This window comes from Shewanella sp. A22, from assembly GCF_053850585.1.
Genome location: NZ_JBSQBN010000090.1, coordinates 1 through 19,925, shown reverse-complemented (window position 1 = coordinate 19,925; position 19,925 = coordinate 1). Strand labels below are relative to the sequence as shown.

Annotated in this window: 15 protein-coding genes; 3 read left to right on the top strand and 12 right to left on the bottom strand. The window is 40.9% G+C overall.

The genetic code is table 11. The features are described 5' to 3' along the window. Positions 1 to 391 precede the first annotated feature (391 nt). The 6 genes from ACWXWT_RS14950 to ACWXWT_RS14925 form a co-directional block, all read right to left on the bottom strand. A complete protein-coding gene (locus tag ACWXWT_RS14950; RefSeq protein WP_456042376.1) occupies positions 392 to 2,524 on the bottom strand; it encodes a cation:proton antiporter domain-containing protein in 2,133 nt (710 codons plus the stop codon). A 485-nt stretch (positions 2,525 to 3,009) separates the two neighbouring features. Then, positions 3,010 to 4,179 (bottom strand): 2-methylaconitate cis-trans isomerase PrpF, encoded by a 1,170-nt coding sequence (prpF, locus tag ACWXWT_RS14945; RefSeq protein ID WP_456042375.1) that lies wholly within the window; start codon positions 4,177 to 4,179, stop codon positions 3,010 to 3,012. 82 nt (positions 4,180 to 4,261) lie between these two features. Next, on the bottom strand, positions 4,262 to 6,856 hold the full coding sequence (acnD, locus tag ACWXWT_RS14940; protein ID WP_456042374.1) for a Fe/S-dependent 2-methylisocitrate dehydratase AcnD: 2,595 nt from the start codon (positions 6,854 to 6,856) through the stop codon (positions 4,262 to 4,264). Positions 6,857 to 6,922: 66 nt separating this feature from the next. Then, positions 6,923 to 8,047 (bottom strand): bifunctional 2-methylcitrate synthase/citrate synthase, encoded by a 1,125-nt coding sequence (gene prpC, locus ACWXWT_RS14935; protein ID WP_456042373.1) that lies wholly within the window; start codon positions 8,045 to 8,047, stop codon positions 6,923 to 6,925. 84 nt (positions 8,048 to 8,131) lie between these two features. Continuing rightward, positions 8,132 to 9,010: a methylisocitrate lyase gene (prpB, locus tag ACWXWT_RS14930; RefSeq protein ID WP_456042372.1), complete on the bottom strand. Its 879-nt coding sequence runs from the start codon at positions 9,008 to 9,010 to the stop codon at positions 8,132 to 8,134. 55 nt (positions 9,011 to 9,065) lie between these two features. Further along, a complete protein-coding gene (locus ACWXWT_RS14925; RefSeq protein WP_456042371.1) occupies positions 9,066 to 9,710 on the bottom strand; it encodes a GntR family transcriptional regulator in 645 nt (214 codons plus the stop codon). A 277-nt stretch (positions 9,711 to 9,987) separates the two neighbouring features. Between ACWXWT_RS14925 and ACWXWT_RS14920 the strand changes: the two genes are divergently transcribed. Further along, on the top strand, positions 9,988 to 10,887 hold the full coding sequence (locus ACWXWT_RS14920; RefSeq protein WP_456042370.1) for a LysR family transcriptional regulator: 900 nt from the start codon (positions 9,988 to 9,990) through the stop codon (positions 10,885 to 10,887). 125 nt (positions 10,888 to 11,012) lie between these two features. On the opposite strand, the gene ACWXWT_RS14915 is transcribed toward ACWXWT_RS14920, so the two are convergent. The 5 genes from ACWXWT_RS14915 to ACWXWT_RS14895 form a co-directional block, all read right to left on the bottom strand. After that, complete coding sequence (locus tag ACWXWT_RS14915; protein ID WP_456042369.1) at positions 11,013 to 11,576, bottom strand: LutC/YkgG family protein; 564 nt, start codon at positions 11,574 to 11,576, stop codon at positions 11,013 to 11,015. 1 nt (position 11,577) lies between these two features. Beyond that, complete coding sequence (locus ACWXWT_RS14910) at positions 11,578 to 12,966, bottom strand: lactate utilization protein B (RefSeq protein ID WP_456042368.1); 1,389 nt, start codon at positions 12,964 to 12,966, stop codon at positions 11,578 to 11,580. An 8-nt stretch (positions 12,967 to 12,974) separates the two neighbouring features. Beyond that, entirely contained in the window at positions 12,975 to 13,718 is a 744-nt protein-coding gene (locus tag ACWXWT_RS14905) for a (Fe-S)-binding protein (protein ID WP_456042367.1), read from the bottom strand. A gap of 875 nt (positions 13,719 to 14,593) precedes the next feature. Continuing rightward, a complete protein-coding gene (locus ACWXWT_RS14900) occupies positions 14,594 to 15,133 on the bottom strand; it encodes a response regulator transcription factor (protein WP_456042366.1) in 540 nt (179 codons plus the stop codon). A gap of 50 nt (positions 15,134 to 15,183) precedes the next feature. Further along, the gene (locus ACWXWT_RS14895) at positions 15,184 to 16,509 is read right to left on the bottom strand and encodes an ATP-binding protein (protein ID WP_456042365.1); all 1,326 of its coding nucleotides are present in this window, start codon (positions 16,507 to 16,509) and stop codon (positions 15,184 to 15,186) included. Between the two features lie 422 nt (positions 16,510 to 16,931). Here ACWXWT_RS14895 and ACWXWT_RS14890 point away from each other — a divergent pair, with 422 nt between their 5' ends. Both ACWXWT_RS14890 and ACWXWT_RS14885 read left to right on the top strand, forming a co-directional pair. Beyond that, complete coding sequence (locus ACWXWT_RS14890) at positions 16,932 to 18,338, top strand: alanine/glycine:cation symporter family protein (RefSeq protein WP_456042364.1); 1,407 nt, start codon at positions 16,932 to 16,934, stop codon at positions 18,336 to 18,338. 149 nt (positions 18,339 to 18,487) lie between these two features. Further along, complete coding sequence (locus ACWXWT_RS14885; RefSeq protein ID WP_456042363.1) at positions 18,488 to 19,075, top strand: TetR/AcrR family transcriptional regulator; 588 nt, start codon at positions 18,488 to 18,490, stop codon at positions 19,073 to 19,075. Between the two features lie 192 nt (positions 19,076 to 19,267). Here ACWXWT_RS14885 and ACWXWT_RS14880 read toward each other — a convergent pair whose 3' ends face one another. Then, complete coding sequence (locus tag ACWXWT_RS14880; RefSeq protein ID WP_456042362.1) at positions 19,268 to 19,897, bottom strand: hypothetical protein; 630 nt, start codon at positions 19,895 to 19,897, stop codon at positions 19,268 to 19,270. Positions 19,898 to 19,925: the final 28 nt, after the last annotated feature.

Here is a 19,925-nt window from a genome sequence, read left to right as displayed (position 1 = left end):
CTGAGAGACTCCATTCTGGCGGGTTTCAAAGTCCTTTATGCTTCGTTAGATGCTTTCAAAATACGACTGCATGGTCTATTTTTTTCCATAAAAAATAAGACATTCCCACCATCCATGGCGGTCAGATACTGGAGGTAGAGTAACGCAGGAGCTTGTTACCGAGGATCACTATTCGCTTCAATCATCTGCCTTGCCTACAGCACTTTGAACTCCCGTTGAAAGATCACATATTTAATAGGATTGGTATGACTTGTTTTATATCAATTATTGTTAATATAAAAGGCTTAGCAAATCTTTGCTAAGCCTTTTTATATTTTATCCCAACCTCGCACAGTAACTCTTTGAGGGCCGAATATTTACAATTAACTTGTCACCGACGAAGTTACCTTTATTATTCTGATTTTTCTTTGGCTGGCAGCACATCAACCATATTTGATTCAGCGGAAGCATTCGCGTGCTTGGCTTTCTTGTCGGCGGCTAATTCTTTAGCTTGCTCTGATGCCTCTTGTTTCACTAATTCAGCTTCTTCTTCTGCCAACAAGCGAGTCTTTTCATCTCGCTCAAACTGTGCAAGTTCTTCCTCTTTTTTACGTGCTTTATCAATTGCACGTTGTTCTGCTTCTTGCGCTTCACGAATGGCACGCGCTTCGGCTGCAGCCTTGGCTTCCACTTCGGCTAACTCTTTTGCTTTACGCTCCGCTTCATCATCGAGCGCTCGCTGAATAACAGCTTGGTCTTGTGCCTCTTGTGGCAATAAACTGATTAACTCAATCCCCACAGGTAACTCAGCCACTTCGACACCAGATATCACTCTTACTTTACCTTCTTTAGTTAAATAAACCAAAGGCATAGCTGTTTCACCATAACGTTTTTTAAAATGTGAAAAAGTAAAGTTTTCGGTGATATTAGTAATTTTTAAGACTGCCCCTTTTGCCATTAAGGTGGCAATTTTAGCGTATGAAATATTTTCACCGAATAAGCATAAGCGTTTTAAATATGATTCAGACAACTGATGACGTGCACTCGCGCTATCAGCGTTGTTTAAACCATAGACTTTTTCTGTTCCCATTAAATCTTGAAAGTGAAATGTCACCAATGGATTTAACTGACGATAGGGAGACATGACCAAGACTCGGCCAATGCCACTGAGATCCATATAGTTTGATGCATGCTCAGAAGCTGGATTACCAAAATACACTGGAATATTATCCATACGTGCTTGGCGAATACTGTCCCAGTTATTATCGGCAAGAATAACCTTAATATTCTTCGAAATTAAAATAGATGCTAATTCACGGGAGAATTTAGATGCTCCAAAGATTAGCAATCCTTGATTAGACCCTTCTTTTACCCCCAAAAACGTAGCCCAGCGTCCAGCCGTTAAACTTTGAATAACCACCGTACCAATAATGATCAAGAAAACTAAGGGGACAATTGAACTTGCACCTTCTAAACCAACAGATTCTAACTTGATGGCAAATAATGAAGAAATGGCAGCTGCGACAATACCGCGCGGAGCTACCCAACTTAGAAACCACTTATCTTTTGACGATAAACTGGTGCCCAAGCCTGAAATCCAAATACTCAAAGGCCGAGCAATAAACATCACCACAAGTAACACACCTAAACCACCAAAGCCAAGGTCTAACATGGCACCAGAATCTAGACGGGCAGCTAGCAAAATAAATAGCGCAGAAATGAGCAGTACGGTAAGGGTTTCTTTAAACTCAAGAATGTCTGCAATGTCAACACCACGCATGTTGGCTAACCAAATTCCCATTACGGTTACAGTTAATAATCCTGATTCTTCTTGAACAATATTTGAGCCAACAAATATTCCAAGCATGATCGTCAGCACTGCGGTGTTACGTAAATAATGTGGAAATAAGTTTTTTCTAATGGCTAAGCCGGTTAAAAAACCTGCTGCTGCACCTAAACCAAAACCGAGCAATAAGGTTAATCCTAAAGCATGTAAAACATGCGAAGTTGGATCCGCTGTAACCGCGATGTATTCGAACACTAAAACAGCAAGTAAGGCACCAATAGGATCAATCACAATACCTTCCCAACGTAATATACTGGCGAGGTTAGATTTGGGTTGTACTGTACGTAGCATTGGCACAATAACTGTTGGTCCCGTCACAACTACCAATGCACCAAATAGCATGGCAATAGCCCAGTCGAATCCTAAAATAAAATGCGCTGCAGGAGCGATACATGCCCAAGTAATAAAAGCGCCAATGGTGACAAGATTTGTCACCATTCGTCCATGCTCTTTTATTTCTTTAAAATTAAGCGTCAGGGCCCCCTCAAAAAGGATGACCGCAACGCCTAACGAAATGATAGGAAACAATAAATCGCCAAAGATTTCATCAGGATCTAATATCCCTAATCCAGGTCCTAACAGTAAACCACATAATAAAAGTGGTAAAATGGCTGGTAAATGTAATTTCCAACCAACCCATTGACACAATAGCGACAGCACGCCAATTAAAGCAAGCATACCTGTAATGTGTTCAACCATAATGATTTCCTTTTATATTACTCTTGTTGCTCTAATTAACTCAAAATAGCAATAAGGTTCACGTTCGTATCGTGTTTTAATAACTTTTATGTGCCTGTCTTTGGTACTTAGCATGGTAAAAACGCCTAGCGCACTATATCAATATCACAATCTATACTCTTTTTGATGACAATATTATTAACCCTATTTACACGACATTTGTATGTTTGCACTAAGCAATGTAGCTGGCAAAATTCAGCATATAACATACTAATTTATCTATGGGATCAAGCTTTTTTTGATCGACTTCACATTTTATACCATTTGAAAGTTTGATGGGTAAATATCTTATCTAAACAACCACAACTCATCATTTACAATTTATATTAAAATGATAAAAATCAGATACTAAAGCGTAAACCTTACAAATATGTCTTTTATTTTATGGCCACTAAAACAAAAACCTCAGCAACTGCTGAGGTTTTATGATTAAGTGAATAACACGTTTATTGCGGAACCCTAACTTTACCTTCCATTAATACCCTAGCACTGCGGCTCATAATGGCTTTTTTTACTTGCCATTGACCGTCAATTAACTGCGCTTCGGCACCTACTTTTAAGGTGCCTGAGGGATGACCAAAGCGTACAGAACTTCGCTCTCCACCGCCTGCTGCAAGATTTACTAAAGTACCAGGAATTGCCGCGGCGGTTCCAATTGCCACCGCTGCAGTCCCCATCATGGCATGATGCAACTTCCCCATAGAAAGTGCACGCACCACTAGGTCAATATCATTGATGGTGACCGTTTTGCCACTTGAAGAATCATACTGCGCAGGGGGCGCAACAAAGGCCACTTTCGGTGTATGCTGACGTGCGGCTGCGTCATCAACATGATTAATTAAGCCCATTTTTACCGCACCGTAGGCACGAATTGTTTCAAACATTGCTAAAGCGTTATCATCATTATTAATGTTATCTTGCAGTTCAGTCCCAAGATAATTAATATCGATAGCATTGATAAAAATGGTTGGTATGCCCGCATTTATCATGGTCGCTTGCAAACGCCCTATCCCAGGTACGTCAAGTTGATCAACCACATTTCCTGTTGGAAACATTGCCCCTTCACCATCCGCGGGGTCTAAAAACTCGACTTGCACTTCAGCGGCAGGAAACGTCACCCCATCAAGCTCAAAGTCACCCGTTTCTTGAACTTCACCATTGGTTATTGGTACATGAGCAATAATAGTTTTGCTAATGTTAGCTTGCCAAATACGCACCACAGCGGTGCCATTGTGAGGGATGCGACTTGGATCGATTAACCCATTACTAATAGCAAATGACCCCACTGCAGCGGTTAAATTGCCGCAGTTACCACTCCAATCAACAAACGGCTTATCAATAGAGACCTGACCGAATAAATAATCAACATCGTGTTCAGCCTGGTTACTTTTAGATAAGATCACTGTTTTGCTAGTACTGGACGTTGCTCCCCCCATGCCATCGGTATGTTTAGCATATGGATCGGGACTACCAATCACTCGAAGTAATAAAGTATCACGTGCGGTCCCCGGCACTTGGGCGGCTTGAGGTAAATCTGTTAAGCTAAAAAAAACGCCTTTACTCGTACCGCCCCGCATATAAGTAGCAGGTATTCTAATTTGTGGTAAATGAACCATAACTTCATCCTAGAATGTAAATTCAGTAAATCGGTCGTTTATCGTTATCAACGACCGATTAAGCTAGATAATTGCACGCTAATTAACTTGCTGCTTCGTTTGCTAAAAAGTCTTGGGCAAAGCGTTGTAGTACGCCACCAGCTTCATAGATAGAGCATTCTTCAGCAGTATCCAAACGACACTTAACGGGAATTGTCACTTGCTCTCCATTCTTACGCGTCATTACGACTGATAACATGGTACCAGGCTGACGTTCGCCTACCACATCATAAGTTTCGGTGCCATCAATATGAAAAGTATGACGATTATGGCCTGCAGTGAACTCAAGCGGTAACACGCCCATACCAACTAAGTTAGTGCGGTGAATACGCTCAAAGCCTTCAGCAACAATCACTTCAACGCCAGCTAGACGCACACCTTTAGCGGCCCAGTCTCGTGACGAACCTTGGCCATAATCAGCGCCAGCGATAATAATTAATGGTTGCTTGCGATCCATATAGGTTTCGATGGCTTCCCACATGCGAGTAACTTTACCTTCTGGCTCTATGCGCGCCAGTGATCCTTGCTTCACTTTACCATTTTCAAGCACCATTTCGTTAAACAGCTTTGGATTAGCAAACGTGGCACGTTGCGCCGTTAAATGATCACCTCGGTGAGTGGCATATGAGTTAAAGTCGGCTTCTGGTAAACCCATTTTATGCAAATATGCACCCGCAGCACTGTCAAGCATGATCGCGTTGGATGGCGATAAATGATCGGTAGTAATATTATTACCCAGTACGGCTAACGGACGCATACCTTTCATGGTACGCACCCCAGCTAATGCCCCCTCCCAATATGGCGGACGACGAATATATGTACTCTGTGGACGCCAGTCATATTGTGGGTTAACGTGACTGCCGTATTCGACTTTAATATCGAACATTGGCTCGTACACTTTACGGAACTGTTCTGGTTTAACGCTTTTTTTCACAACAGCATCAATTTCTTCATCAGTTGGCCAAATGTCTTTTAATGTGACCGCTTGTCCTTGCTTATCGATGCCTAAAATATCTTTTTCAATATCAAAACGGATCGTACCAGCAATGGCGTAAGCAATCACAAGTGGTGGTGAGGCTAAAAATGCCTGTTTTGCGTAGGGATGGATCCGACCATCGAAGTTACGATTACCAGACAATACTGCAGTGGCATATAAGTCACGATCTATCACTTCTTGTTGAATAACCGGATCTAGCGCACCGCTCATACCGTTACAAGTTGTACAGGCAAAGCCAACAATGCCAAAACCTAAATTTTCAAGCTCAGGTAATAAACCTGCTTCTTCTAAATACAGCTGCACCGCTTTAGAACCAGGAGCTAAGGATGATTTAACCCAAGGTTTGCGTAACAAGCCACGCTCATTAGCATTACGAGCCAATAGTCCTGCGGCAATCATGTTACGTGGATTACTGGTATTGGTACAACTGGTGATGGCTGCAATAATTACTGCACCGTCTGGCATTTTTCCTGGTTCATTTTCAACCACACCACTAATACCTCGGGCGGCCAATTCTGAAGTAGGCACGCGATTATGCGGGTTTGATGGCCCTGCTATATTACGACCGACAGAAGACAAATCAAATTGCAGTACTCGCTCATACACTGCATCTGTAAGCGTATCAGCCCATAATCCGGCTTGTTTCGCATAGGTTTCAACGAGCTTAACTTGAGTGTCATCACGTCCTGTCAATGTAAGATAATCGATAGTTTGTTTATCAATATAAAACATCGCGGCGGTCGCGCCATATTCTGGTGTCATATTAGTAATAGTTGCACGGTCGCCAAGGGTTAAATGCGTTGTGCCCTCGCCATAAAACTCAAGGTATGACGACACCACTTTTTGCGCGCGTAAATATTCGGTTAACGCCAACACAATATCGGTTGCGGTAATACCAGGTTGCGGTTTGCCAGTTATTTCAACACCTATAATATCCGGTAAACGCATATAAGAAGCACGGCCTAACATCACGCTTTCTGCTTCTAACCCTCCCACACCGATGGCTATTACTCCCAATGCGTCAACATGTGGTGTATGGCTGTCTGTGCCCACTAGAGTGTCAGGAAAAGCGACACCATCAAGCGCATGGACAACTGGTGACATTTTTTCTAAGTTAATTTGGTGCATAATACCGTTACCCGGTTGGATAACATCAACATTTTTAAAGGCCGTTTTAGTCCAGTTAATAAAATGAAACCGATCTTCATTACGTCGGTCTTCAATTGCGCGGTTTTTCTCAAACGCATCTTTTTCAAAGCCTGCATGCTCTACAGCTAAAGAATGATCGACAATAAGCTGAGTGGGAACGACAGGATTTACTTTTGATGGATCCCCGCCTTTCTCGGCAATCGCATCACGAAGACCGGCTAAATCAACCAATGCGGTTTGGCCTAAAATATCGTGACAAACAACACGTGCAGGAAACCACGGAAAATCAAGATCGCGTTTACGCTCGATAAGTTGTTTTAACGAGTCAACCAGCATGTCAGGAGAACAACGACGCACTAGATTCTCGGCAAATACACGAGAACAATAAGGAAGTTTGGCATAAGCTCCGGGCTCAATAGTATCTACGGCTTCTTGGGTATCAAAATAATCCAGTTGGGTGCCTGGCAAAGGTTTACGATAATTAATATTCATAACAACATCCACATTACATACAAAGTTTTATTAAAGCCGAACTATATTGATAGCTCGGCAAGTGGATTAGCGCTGGCTAATTGGCACGACTTTACGAGGCTCGCTACCAACATAGTCAGCACTTGGGCGAATAATGCGGTTGTTTGAACGTTGCTCCATTACGTGAGCAGCCCAACCTGTTAACCGTGAACAGACAAAAATGGGGGTAAACAATTTAGTTGGTATGCCCATAAAGTGATAAGCCGATGCGTGGAAAAAATCTGCATTACAAAAAAGTTTTTTTGTGTCCCACATAAACTCTTCACAAGCAACAGAGATATCGTATAAAGATGTATCGCCATTTTCATGAGCTAGTTTTTCAGACCAGGCTTTAATGATTACGTTACGAGGATCTGAGTCACGGTAAATAGCATGGCCGAAACCCATAATTTTTTCTTTACGCTCTAACATTAATGCCATTTGGACTTTAGCATCGTCTGGCGAACTAAATTTTTGGATCATATCCATTGCAGCTTCGTTAGCACCGCCATGTAATGGGCCCCGTAAAGTACCAATGGCGCCAGTGACACACGAATACATATCAGACAAAGTTGATGCGCAAACACGTGCAGTAAAGGTAGATGCATTAAATTCATGTTCTGCATATAAAATCAGCGACACGTCCATGACTTTACGATGCTGAGCTGATGGCGTTTCACCATTAAGCAGTTTAAGAAAGTGACCACCAAGAGAGTCTTCATCTGTGGTGCAATCAATTTCAACCCCATCATGGCTATAACGATACCAATAACACATGATGGCAGGAAATGCGGCTAATAAACGGTTAGCAGCTTTGTTCTGTTGAGTAAAATCTACTTCAGGTTCAAGATTACCCAAGAAAGAGCAACCTGTACGCATTACATCCATTGGATGCGCATCTGCTGGCACTAATTTTAAGACAGCTTTTAACGCATCGGGTAAATCACGCTGCGCAAACAATTCATTTTTATAAGCACTTAATTGCGCTTGAGTGGGTAGTTCGCCATTAAATAATAAATAGGCCACTTCTTCAAAAGTTGCGTTATCGGCTAAATCTGACACATCGTAACCACAATAGGTCAAGCCTGAACCTGATTTGCCCACAGTGCATAGTTTTGTTTCGCCAGCACTTTGTCCACGTAATCCTGCGCCTGATAATTTCTTGTCTACCATGATATATCTTCCTTCTTATGCTTGCCGAGTGGTCCCATCATGACCACACGCTTGTAGGGTATGTGTGTATTGTTATTAATATGGTTATTTATTTTTACCTTGGGCGAATAAACTATCTAATTTTTGTTCGTAGTCGTGATATCCAAGGTAGTCATACAAATCCATACGTGTTTGCATACTACCAACAACTGCTTTTTGATCGCCATCGGTTAATATAGCACTGTAAACCGTTTCAGCGGCTTTATTCATCGCACGAAATGCACTTAATGGATATAACACCATTGCAGCGCCCCACTCGCCTAATTGTTGCTTATTCCATAATTCTGTTTGGCCAAATTCTGTAATATTAGCCAATATAGGCACATCAAGAGCTTCAGAAAATGCTCTGTAATGCGCTTCAGTTTTTATGGCTTCAGCAAAAATCCCGTCTGCGCCTGCTGCAACATAGGCCTTAGCACGCTCAATAGCCGCTTCAAGACCTTCTTGAGCAAATGAGTCTGTACGGGCCATAATGAAAAAGTCTGGATCGACACGGGCATCAACAGCCGCTTTGATGCGATCAACCATTTCCTCTACTGGGACAATTTCTTTATTGGGACGATGACCACAACGTTTTTGTGCCACTTGATCTTCCATGTGTACGGCTGCTGCACCAGCTTTTTCCATATCACGGATAGTCTTAGCAATATTAAATGCCCCACCCCAACCAGTATCAATATCCACCAGCAAGGGTAAATCACACGCAGACGTAATACGTTGCACATCAACCAACACGTCATTTAACGATGTCATGCCTAAATCAGGCAAACCATAAGAAGCATTAGCCACGCCACCACCCGACAAATAAATCGCCTGATGTCCAATTTGTTTTGCCATCATCGCGGCATAAGCGTTAATGGCACCCACTATTTGTAGTGGTTTATTATTAGCTAATGCTTGACGAAATTTTTTACCTGCACTCATGATATTTCCCTCTATACAATTAACACTGTAGGCGCTATAGGCCACTGATAAGTTGTTACGCTAATTTGTGTTCAATACTATTCTGTGAATACATAATATGACGACGCATTAACATTTCGGCTAATTCGGCATCGCGGTTTAAAATGGCTTGAACAATATGCTTGTGTTCATCATAAGCTGTCGTTACACGTGGTCCAGCCATGCCAAGTTGTACACGATACATGCGCACTAAATGGTAAATACCATCAAATAACATTGAAATTAAGTGTTTGTTTTTGCTGCCTAGAATGATGCGATAATGAAAATCAACATCACCTGCTTCTTGGTAATAAGACTCACCACCCTTCACTTCATCAAAGTGTGATTGCAATAAAGCATTTAAATCGGCAATTTCATCATCAGTCATGTTTTTTGCCGCCAAACGAGCCGCCATTCCTTCAAGTGACTCTCGTACTTGATAGAGTTCTATCAACCCTTGAGGAGATAACGCGACCACGCGAGCGCCGACATTGGCTTTGCGCTCAACAATATGGCATGACTCTAATCGGTTAATAGCTTCACGAATAACCGCTCTACTAACAGCATATTTTGTCGACAATTCAGTTTCACTTAACTTAGAGCCTGCTTGAATGCGCCCTTCGACAATATCATCGCGAAGCGCTAAAAAGGTTTTGTCTGCTGCAGTAATAGGCTGATTCATGGTCTGACCTTAGGTTTAAAATGAGAAAACCAAAACAAGTTGTCGACAATATAGCACTTTAATGGCTTGTTACAACCTAAATATGACATTGTTGTCGACAATAATTCAAAATCACCCTAAAGTGTTAGCAATTGCTAATTTGTGCACTCAATCAGGAAAACCATAGCTCAGCTCATGCTAATATTACTAACACCAAGCTTTTACATAACAAGCTTGTGACAACTTTGCTCGGTCAACTAAAATAGACATTCAAAATTGATAAAATAAGGGTCTCTTAATGAGCCAACATTTAGCCTGCCAACTTGAGTTAATCCATTTGTTTGTCCATGTTGTGAATGCAGGAGGCTTCTCATCAGCAGCGCAAGAGTTGGCGTTACCGATTGCAACCGTTAGCCGTAAAGTCAGTAAACTAGAGCACAGTTTAAATACACAATTGATTATGCGCAGTACTCGAAAATTGCGTTTAACAGAAGAAGGCGGTGCATTATTTGATCGTTACCACAATATTGTGGCGCAATTTGACGACTTATGTGGTCAAGCAATTAATGAGCCTCAAAGCACCTTAAGAATTTCGACACCAATTTCAATTACCTCAATGATATTAATCGAGGCAATTAATGACTTTTCTAAACTTCATCCCAACATCCAACTGCACATCACTCAAAATAACAGCACTATTGATTTAATTGATGAGGGTGTTGACGTCGCCATTGTTGGTGGAGCTCAACCTGACTCATCTTGGGTTTCAACGTCGTTGGGTGTATTAAATTATGGTTTATATGCGTCGCCACAATATTTACAACAGGTGGATGACTTACATCATCCTAATCAATTATCACAACATCAGTTGATTAAAGTATGGCCACTGTTTAACTGGACCTTAAAAAAACGCAGTGGTGAACAGTTTTACTATGATGGCCCAGCCAAATTAACCTTAGGTGATTTACATGGTGCAGTGCGAGCTGCTGTTGGTGATGGTGGGATTTTATATGGACCTGAATTATTTGTTAAACAACAACTTTTGAATGGCGAACTCGTTAATGTATTACCAGAATGGACAGGTGAACATCGCCGGATCAGTGTGTTGTACCATCAACGTCGTCAACAACCTTTGAAAGTTAAATTATTTATTGAATTTATACAACAACGTGCAGCAACCATCTTTGACTTGTTTTAACCATGTGAAAGCTTGGAACAATGACACAGCCAACGTGATGTAAGGTCTATTGAACATGATTAACGAAAGCAATAATGCCACTGACATTATCTGTCAATGGCATCCCAGTAAATAACCCCTAATGACTAATACAAATACACATTTAAGCTACAGGCACCATGCGCCCCAACCACCAATGCTTGTTCAATATCAGCCGTTTTAGACGGACCAGCAATAAATAGACCTAAGTCACCTTGATTAAGTGATACTTGGTTCATCGCTTGATGCAAATTGGCTACAATGCTATCTCTAGGTATGGCCAGTATAAGGTTTTCGCATATAAATGGTGTGACCCTATGGCTAGGTTGATTCACCCAAATCGCACCATTTTCAGCAACCCCTATTTCGCCAGGAATGACAGCATAATCAATATCAGCTAATTGATGAGCAATTGCTGGCACTTGGCGATTGGCTTTAATGCCTTCCATTAATGAGATAACTTGAAAGTTTTGTGCAACCAAATCATCGACAGCCTTTTGAAGCGAGGCTAAACCACCATCTTGATGAAGTGTCCCCGCAACAGTCTGCAAGCTTGCAGAAAATTGTCCGATAAGGTCTTCATTATTAGGCACAACATTAATTTCGGGCATGACATGTTGCTCTAATGCCGATTGTGATAATGCAGATAGAATACTCTGTTTATTCGACATATTAACGGTTCCTATTTTTGTTATACCAGCTGGCAAAGCTTGATTGAGGTGCGACAGGTAATTCGCGATATTTACCCCATGCACCACTAAATGGTTTGAGTAAACTGCCCGGTAATACCCGCAATGCTAGTCTTGCGGCAGACATTGAAGTATTCATCAATGTTTCATTGGCCATAAAGCGCCCAACTAATGGCATATAACCGCTTTTACCATAAGGTAATGTTTTTGCTTCCGCTTTTAAGCGGCGATGATGAGCAATAATTTTATCTAACGGTACCATCGTTGGACACACATAAGTACAACTACCACATAAGGTACAAGCCCATGGAATAGAATTAGTTTCATCGTGTTTCGCGCCAACAGCAATGCCGATAGGACCTGGGATGGTATAATTATAACTGTAGCCACCTGAACGACGATACACAGGACAAGTATTTAAACAGCCACCACAACGGATACATTTTAATGACTCAGCTAAAATTTTATCCTTCATCATGTCAGTTCGACCATTATCGACGATGATCACATGCATCTCACCATCAACTTGTGGACCGCGATAAAAAGACGAATAGGTTGTGATAGGTTGCCCTGTCGCATTACGAGCCAAGGTGCGTAATAACACACCTGCAGAATCCATGTCAGGAAGCACTTTATCGATACCCATTGAGTGCAACTGCAACTTAGGTAAGTTAGCACCCATATCGGCATTACCTTCGTTAGTGCAAACAACAATAGCGCCTTGATCGGCAATCGCCATATTCACGCCAGTCATAGCCGCATCAGCAGTGAGAAACTTCTCTCTTAAGTGCGCCCGCGCAGCTCGGGTTAAATATAATGGATCGGACTCACCCGCTTTAGTACCTAACTGCTGATGAAATAACTCACCCACTTCTTCTTTTTTCATGTGAATAGCAGGCACAACAATGTGCGAAGGTGGCATATGTGCTAACTGAATAATCCGTTCACCTAAATCGGTATCGACCACTTCAATTCCGTGGCGCTCTAGATACGGATTCATATGGCATTCTTCGGTTAACATCGACTTTGACTTAACTAACTTCTTGACTTGATGTTTGGCCAAAATACTATGAACAATTTCATTATGTTGCTGAGCATTTTTTGCCCAATGCACTTTAATCCCATTGCTTAAACATTGTTGTTCAAATTGCTCAAGGTAATAAGCCAAGTGACTTAACGTGTGAAGTTTTATTTGTGAACCTAAAAGTCTTAGTTGCTCCCACTCTGGCAAGCTACCAGCGGCGCGATCGCGCTTTGCTCGCAGTGCCCAAAGAGCTTTAGAGTGCCAATCGACGCGAGTTTCATCGCGACAAAAAATATCAGCTTTATGTGCATGCACCTTTGAACCAGATGCAGAATATAATTCAGTCATAGTAGCTCCTAAAGTGCATCATTAATAATTTGGGCAATGTGACGGGTTTCTATCGGTAATTTCTGGCGGCGAATTGTGCCATCTAAATGCATTAAGCATGAAGGGTCAAAGCCCACAATATATTTAGCTCCAGTATCGGCATGAGCTTGGGCTTTATCTTTGCCCATTTTAGCCGATACTGAACCTTCATCAACCGCAAATGTGCCACCAAAGCCACAACACTCATCAATGCGTTCTGGATAGACAATATCAAGCCCATCAATGTGTGATAACACGGCTTCAACCTTATTAAAACGTTTGCCCATTTGTTCCGTTGGCGTAGCTAAACTCAGCATACGGATACCATGACAGCTCATTTGAATACTTATTTTGGCTGCAATTGGACGAGTAAATGATTTAATTGGTGCAACATCGTGTAGAAACTCTGTCAATTCATAAAGTTTATTGATGACATCTTTTGCCTCTTGGCTATCATCAAATTCATGAAAATTCTCTTTTGCAGCAACTAAGCAGCTCGCGGCAGGACAGACAATGGCATCACACTCAACACCTTTAAAAGCATTAAGTAATTTAAGTGTGGTTTTTTTTGCTTCATCAAAGCAACCAGAGTTCGTCATCGGCTGACCACAACATGTTTGTCCCGCAGGAAAAATCACTTCATGGCCTAACTTTTCTAATAAAGTTAGTGTTGCGACGGCGACATCTGGCATCATTTGGTTCACTAAACAAGGTATAAATAGTGCAATTTTCATAAGGCGGTATTATCCCCAAAAAGCGTTATTCAACACGGGCTTCAATCAATTAAACTTAATTGAATATCATGACTAACGACTCATAATCGTGCGAATAATGTATGCCTATATCCATATAAAATGTAGTGCTTATTTAGTAAATATCTGATTAGATTATTTCATTTTTGATCAACCATTACGTAACCTAATGCGAGATAACGCATAACAAAAAAACAAGATTAAAATGACAATAACGTGACACAGTTCAAACCTGCCAGCCTCTTTTTTACCACCTACGTCACCGTAAAAAATATAATCACTAATAAACAATAACTTATTTAATCTCAACATAAAATTCATGGTGACCGTGATAGCGTATCCACACAATAATTTAATACTCTGTGTCAAAAGCAAAAACATAACATTTGAATAGCCATTAGCAGCGTAACTGCGGCACATTGTCGCAGTTACTTGATTTGTGTTTGTCAAAACGGGGGAGCACGAGCAAAATCATGACTTATTCAATACCGAGTCGATTTGGGTCATTGAATAAACAGCCGTATAAGGCGCCACATTATCAGGTGCAATGCCGTGGACCCCCCCCGATTAACGATGCCAGTTTAGTATTAACTGAATAAGTAGAGTTAGTCCGTGGCATTGCACCTGTCTCTATGATGAATGACATTTATGTTGCTGTATTAACGGCTATAAATTTGATGAGATGGTTAAGTCCAAGAGCACCGATAATCAAATAATTGCATAGTAATCATTTACTCAACTCGATAAACCTCAGTAAATACAATAATTACGATTTCATTTATGGCAAAATTCACCATGTCATGTTCGACAATTCAGATAATCATCGCCTCTCACTGAAAGATTAAGTTATGTAATTTTTATTGACGGTTATCTGCAGTCGGTTTCTTTAATAATTTACGCTGTAGTGTTCTTCGGTGCATACCTAACTGACGTGCAGTTTCAGATACATTTCCCTTGTTTGTCGCTAACACTTGTTGGATGTGTTCCCACTCTAACCGTTTAGGCGTTAGAGGTTGCTCGGGAAAATCTTCATTGTTAGCCATTTGTGGCTCATTATTTAAGGCATTTAATAACGTTTGTGTATCTACAGGCTTGGCCAAATAATTATCAGCGCCTAATCTAATCGCCTCAACTGCAGTCGCAATGCTGGCAAAACCAGTTAATAACACCATCAGGACTTGTGGTAATTGTTGCCTTAATGGATTAATTAAAGACAAACCATTGTAATCAGCTAATTTCATGTCCAACAAAATATGGCTGGGTTTAAAATGCCGAGCAATCAATAAGCTCTGACTTGCATCTTGACAAGTTTTGCATTCAAAACCATGCCGGCTTAAGCGCCTGACTAATACAGTAGCTAAGGCATGATCGTCTTCAATTATTAACAGTCTTTTCATTGGGTTCTCAAGTTATCTTAATAGCTGAAGAAGTAACATTTCTCAAAAGGTTATTCAATAACCAGAGGTAATGTGATTACCGCAACAGTGCCACCGTCAGCGTGGTGGTGCAAGTGTAATTGACCACCTAAACGTTCAAAACTTGCATGACTGAGTAATATCGCAATGCCCATTCCTCTTGGGCTATCTATCACATCATGACCTAGTTTATCGATTAAGGTCTTAGAAATACCTTCACCAAAATCACGAATATTAATACTGATTTGGGTTAAATTGTCGCGTTTAATGATTAGATCGACACGTGAAGTTTGTGTTTTTTCATAGCTGGCTTGGGCAGCATTTTGTATTAATGCGAGTAATGCAGGCAGCAAACTCATATCAGAAGCTATTATCTCTTGCTCTTGGTTCGGCTCAATCTTGGTTAACAAATCTGTTTCGGGTAACAGTAAACTCACCTGCTCAGTTAACATTGCCACTAAACGATCAATGCTTTGTGGGGCTACATTGTGTTCTCGAATTGATTCAGTCGCTAATCGCAGATCGGATAACGTTTGCTCACAACGCATAAGCGCTTGTTGCATCTCATTAATCAAATCATTGCTTGGGCTAAGCTTATCGCCATCGTGTAACTCGTGTTTTACTGAAGATTGAGTGCCAAGTTCATCAATTAACTCATCTAACAAAAGGCGTAATGTCGACAGTGGCGTTGCTAATTGATGTGCCATTTGGGCAGACGCTGTTCCTAATGCCAGTAATCTTTCTTGCCTCAATTGACCTTCACGCAAATAGACTAATTCAGCATTTTTTTGTCTTATGCGCTTGGCGATATACCCCACTGTGATCGTCAATACTAATGCTGAAATAACAAAGTTAAACCACATGCCTAAGTAATGTGAACTCATGTTCATGCTTGAGCCCATATTATGATCCGAAGACATATTATGACGCATCATGCTTAAATCTGGGATTCTGATAAACATAATGGTGTATAACAAAGTAGATAATACCGTTAAACACCAAGGAGCCCTGCGCGGTAATGACGTGGCCGCAATTGCGATGGGTAATAATAATAACGACACAAACGCATTTGTGGCGCCGCCAGTATAAAATAACCATGCTGCCCAAAATAGCGTATCCAATATTAGGGTGAGAAATAAAAAGCATTTGTAATCAAGACAAAAACGTCGAAAACGATAACTAAAGCCAACGTAAAAAGCTTCGGCAATAAGTATATACGTTAGTGTTGCCGGTGGTGTTGTTAAGCCAAATAAATCGGTAGCAAATACAATCAGGCCAATTTTTAATAACCAGTTAACTAAACGCAATAAAGCAAATTGATGTTGATTCGCATTAAAAAGGAGGTTTATTTTTGCCATGCTATTGTTAATATTACCTTTTGTATATTATTGAGTTAATTTCAGGCGGCCATCATATAATCAATGTTGCAACGATGTAGATGAGGGATTTTATAAGACAAATTATTACATAATTGTTGTACCAATAACGGCTATTTAACTCATCTTGGCATATTCACTTGGTGATTCAGTTAGCTTTTCTGAAAAACTGTTGTTTAACGAGCGCGAAAAACGACTCGCAAACCGTTAAAAACACGAATATAATGCATATCCATTCAAAAACATAGTGTAATACTGGAACGTTACAGGTAATATTCTAACGTTTATCGACATATTCCTATCTGTTACATTTTTCGCTTTCACTGCTTACTGTGTCGAATTATGAGCTTAAGAATTTATCATAATAAATCTAAAAAGTAATATAAAATCAAGGAAGTTTCTCAATGATAAATGACATTGTATCGCTCGTTAACACCGTTTTATGGGGCGAATATCAAGTACTAATTTACGTATTAGTACTAGCAGGAATTTGGTTTTCATTGAGATTGAGGTTTATTCAACTGCGCCACTTTGCATATATGTTTAAAGTGATGAAAGGCAGCACTCAAGGTGATAAATCAGGAATTAGTTCATATCAAGCTTTATGTACTGGTCTTTCAGCCCGAGTGGGTACAGGAAATTTAGCCGGTGTTGCTATGGCCATATCTTTAGGTGGCAGCGGTGCCGTTTTTTGGATGTGGGTTATTGCCCTTCTTGGTATGGCAACAGGTTTTGCCGAAAGTATTTTAGGTCAGTTATATAAAGTCCGTGACGACCATAAAGAATACCGAGGAGGACCTGCTTACTACATTCGAGCAGGCCTTAATAAACCCTGGCTGGCGGTATTGTTCGCCCTGTGTTTATTTCTTGGATACGGTATTAGCTTTAGTGCTATGCAAGCCAATACTATCTCAGATGCACTTAATCATACTTTTGATATTTCTAGCGTGTATTCTGGCGCAGTAATTACCTTTATTGCAGGTATTATTGTGATGGGCGGGCTTCGTAGTATTGCCCGCTTTGCTGAATTGGTGGTGCCATTTATGGGGCTCGCGTTTATTTTGGCTGCTGTCAGCGTCACGTTAATCAATATTCAACAAGTCCCCGCCGTATTAATGGATATTCTCACTTCAGCATTTGGACTAACCGAAGCTGGCGCTGGAGCGCTGGGAGCGGCAATTAAAAATGGTATTCAACGCGGTTTATATTCTAACGAAGCTGGTGCGGGAAGTGTTCCTCATGCAGCAGCAGGTGCCACCCCCGTACCCAATCATCCTGTTGCTCAGGGTTATGTCCAAATGCTTGGGGTGTTTATCGACACCATGGTGTTGTGTAGCTGTACCGCCATTGTGATTTTATTGGCTCAAGGTAATATTGGCAGTGAAATGGAAGGCATTCGGATCACTCAAAACGCCATGACTTACCATATGGGAATGAGTGGTGATATGTTTGTGGCCATCATTATTACACTATTTTCTTTTACTTCTGTGGTCGCCAATTATGCCTACGCCGAAAGTAATTTGCATTTATTTAAGCTCGACAATATCTATGGTCGGATCATTTACACGTTATTGTATTTAAGCATGGTCTATTGGGGAGCCAACGCCTCATTAAAAGAAGTGTGGAACATGGCCGACATGGCTCTGGGCCTCATGACACTAGTAAACATCAGTGCCATTATATTGCTCACGCCAACCATAGTGAACTTAACCCGCGACTACCAAGTTAAGCTTAAAAACACAAACAAGCCAGAGTTCAAACTAGCCGATGTGAAAATTCAGGGGAAAACCGAAACAGGCGTGTGGTCGTAACGACACCATTTTTACGTTATCCGTTGTTGATAGCCATGTATAAACCTTATCAACATGAACATAACCATTTATAATGAAAAATTAACACAATATACTGGCCATAAGTAACTGCTATATCGTAAAATAGAATGCTAACAAAAGAGGGGCTAATGGCTAATATTTCTAAATTTGATCGCGAAGACGTACTTGAAAAAGCAAAAAATCTATTTTGGAAAAAAGGTTTTTTGGCCACCTCGACCCGGGAAATACAAACCGCTATGGACATGCGTCCTGGTAGTATTTACGCCGCATTTGGCAGTAAAGCGGATTTGTATCACCAAACGTTATTTCACTATGCCCAAACGTCAACAAATAATTTAACAGCCAAAGTCGAGCAACATGACCACGCATGGGATGGATTAAAGCAGTATTTACGCGGTGTCATTGTGCCTTGTTGCGCAGAAGTGCCTAGTGAACTATGTATGGTGATGCGCACGTTATCAGAGCTGGATGAATCACACCAAGAAACTCTGAATATCGCCCGAGGATTACTAACTCAAGTTGAACATAGATTTGCTAGTATTATTGAGCAAGCCCAAGCACAGGGTGATTTACCTGCAAAACTGGATAAGCATCAAGTCGCTAAAAAGTTGCAAGTCAATATCATTGGCTTACGTTCATACCTAAAAGCAACTGGTGATACAGAAACAGTAAACCAACAGCTAGAAGAGCTTTTTATTCAGCTACAACAGTCGTAAAAAAGCGCTCAAGGCGCTTTTTACATACCGCGTAATATTGAATGAAAGTATAAAACCATAATGTATCATGGCATTATTAGGCAATACGCAAAATCCACTTTCCTCTTTAGCCCAATAAGTCATAAAATCTCACATCGAATTGACCAATATCTTGATATTCAATATTGATTGTTGTCTCTAATGGTACTTTTACTACTCCGCAATTATCGCTTGCCCTGCACTAAGCCCAATACCTAATTTGGCTAAATAGTTAACGAGCCAATACATTGGGTTTTGGGGTAAATCACAAGGATGCGTACCGACAAATTGCTGCACGAATAGTGATTGCCTCACCAAAATATCGATATGGCTGGCTTGATATGCAACTGACTTATCAATTTCAGGGCCAAGTAATAGACCTTGGTTACTTAAGCCATCGGCGAGCTTTTGACAAAAACTAGCAAGTTGAGCATCACTAAAGTGATGTTGAATAAGTTCCAGCGCCATGTGTGTCTCGCTGATGGCATGGTCAATTTCATTGTTAGTATAGTAGCGGTTTGGTTCAATATCTTCGCCTAAGATGAAAGCAATTTCAGGCTCAATTAATGCAACAGCTTGTCCATCTCTTATATTCGGTATAATCGCACATTCATCATAGAAACTGGCTATTTTCGGTAATATTGGCGCCAGTATTACTAGTCCATTTTTTTGTGGTACTGAGCATTTCCAACCTGCAGTACAGCCATTAATACCAATCCTATTAAATATGTGATCTTTCAGCGGGAGTTCAAAGTGCTGTAGGCAAGGCAGATGATTGAAGCGAATAGTGATCCTCGGTAACAAGCTCCTGCGTTACTCTACCTCCAGCATC